The 2190-nt window shown below is 68.1% G+C and carries 2 protein-coding genes; one reads left to right on the top strand and one right to left on the bottom strand.

The window, feature by feature from the left end; all coding sequences use genetic code 11:
• Positions 1 to 1865: acyl-CoA dehydrogenase family protein (locus WB785_RS02520; RefSeq protein ID WP_424077120.1), on the top strand; the 1865-nt coding region annotated here is incomplete at its 5' end.
• A 121-nt stretch (positions 1866 to 1986) separates the two neighbouring features.
• Here WB785_RS02520 and WB785_RS02515 read toward each other — a convergent pair.
• Positions 1987 to 2190, bottom strand: a 204-nt coding sequence (locus WB785_RS02515) for a hypothetical protein (protein WP_424077119.1), incomplete at its 5' end; no start/stop codon positions are given.

Raw genomic sequence — 2190 nt, 5'->3', positions numbered from 1 at the left:
GCGCGGCCATCGCCGCCTACGCGAAGGACGCCTGCGCGCTGACGGCCACCCGCCAGGGTGACGCGCTGGTGATCCGCGGTGAGGTCCGGGCAGTGCCCGCGGCCGCAGAGGCGTCGGTGCTGGTGTTGCCGGTGGCCATCGACAGCGCCGAAGAGTGGGTGGTGCTGCGCGCGGAGCAACTCGAAATCGAGCCGGTTACCAGCGTCGACCCGCTGCGGCCGATCGCGCATGTGCGCGCCAACGCCGTCGAGGTGAGTGACGATGCGGTACTGAGGAACCTCAGCGTGCTCACCGCGCAAGCGCTGATCTCCACGCTGCTGTCGGCCGAGGCGGTCGGCGTCGCGCGGTGGGCCACCGATACCGCGGCCGAATACGCGAAGATCCGTGAACAGTTCGGCAGGCCGATCGGCCAGTTCCAGGCCGTCAAGCACAAGTGCGCTGAGATGATCGCCGACACCGAACGGGCCACCGCAGCCGTGTGGGATGCCGCCCGCGCTCTCGACGAGGCACGCCAAAATGGTTGGGACGCTTACGGTTCCGCAGTTGAATTCGCGACGGCGGTGGCGGCGACGTTGGCACCGGCGGCTGCACAGCGCTGCACGCAGGATTGCATCCAGGTGCACGGCGGTATCGGCTACACCTGGGAACACGACACGAACGTCTACTACCGTCGCGCGCTGATGGTCGCCGCCTGCTTTGGCCGCAAATCCGAGTACCCGCAGCGGGTGGTCGACACGGCGACGAGCACCGGGATGCGCGAACTGAACATCGACCTGGACCCCGAAACCGAGAAACTGCGGGCCGACATTCGTGCCGAGGTCGCCACGCTCAAGGAGATGCCCCGCGAAGAACGCACGACCGCCATCGCCGAGGGCGGGTGGGTGCTGCCCTATCTGCCCAAGCCCTGGGGGCGGGCAGCCGACCCCGTCGAGCAGATCATCATCGCCCAGGAATTCACCACCGGGCGGGTACGGCGCCCACCGATCGGCATCGCGGCTTGGATCGTGCCGTCAATCGTGGCCTTCGGCACCGACGAACAAAAGCAGCGTTTCCTCCCGCCGACGTTCCGCGGCGAGATGATCTGGTGCCAGCTGTTTTCCGAGCCGGGTGCCGGATCCGACCTGGCCGGGCTGAGTACCAAGGCGACCAAGGTCGACGGTGGCTGGCGCATTAGTGGACAGAAGATCTGGACCACCGCGGCGCAGTTCTCACAGTGGGGCGCGCTGCTGGCCAGGACGGACCCCAGCGCACCGAAGCACAACGGCATCACCTACTTCCTGCTGGACATGAGCAGCGAGGGCGTGGACGTGAAGCCGCTACGTGAGCTCACCGGCGGCGCGATGTTCAACACCGTGTTTATCGACGACGTGTTCGTGCCCGACGAGTGCGTGCTCGGTGAGGTGAACCGCGGCTGGGAGGTCAGCCGCAACACGCTGACCGCCGAACGGGTATCGATCGGCAGCAGCGAGGCGCCGTTCTTGGCCAACCTGGACCAGTTCGTCGAGTTCATTCGCGACGGCCAGTTCGACCAGATCGCGCAAAACCGCGCCGGCCAATTGATCGCCGAGGGCCACGCCGCCAAGGTGCTCAACATGCGTTCGACGCTGTTGACGTTGGCCGGCGGCGACGCGATGCCCTCGGCGGCGATCTCCAAGCTGCTCTCGATGCGCACCAGCCAGGGCTACGCGGAGTTCGGGGTGGCCACATTCGGCACCGACGCCGCGATAGGCGACCCCGACACGGCGCCCGGCAAGTGGGATGAGTACCTGCTGGCCAGTCGCGCCACCACCATCTACGGCGGCACTTCGGAGGTACAGCTCAACATCATCGCCGAGCGTCTGCTGGGCCTGCCGCGCGACCCGTAGGCCTACACAAACAATCGACGCCGACCTGACGGTGTAATCAGGTCGGCGTGGATTGGTTTAGGGGCCGGCTAGCCTTGCCTGTCGACCGGCGAGGCTAGCCGGTGCTCCCCTCCTGGCGGGCTTACCACCAACCGCCGGGCCGCCAGCCCCAGCCGCGGCGGCCCCAATCGTCCCAGTCGCCGTCTCCGTCGCCGTGGCCCCAGCCGCGGTGCAATCCATTGCCACCGCCGTTACCCCAGCCGCCGTGGCCCCAGCCGCCACCGGGGCCCCAGCCACCGTGGCCGCCGCCGCCGCGAACCGGAGCGACATGGGCCGGGCCTTGCAC

The sequence above is a fragment of the Mycobacterium sp. genome (genome assembly GCF_049585075.1).
GTDB lineage: Bacteria > Actinomycetota > Actinomycetes > Mycobacteriales > Mycobacteriaceae > Mycobacterium.
This window is presented reverse-complemented; position numbering and strand designations above follow the sequence as displayed.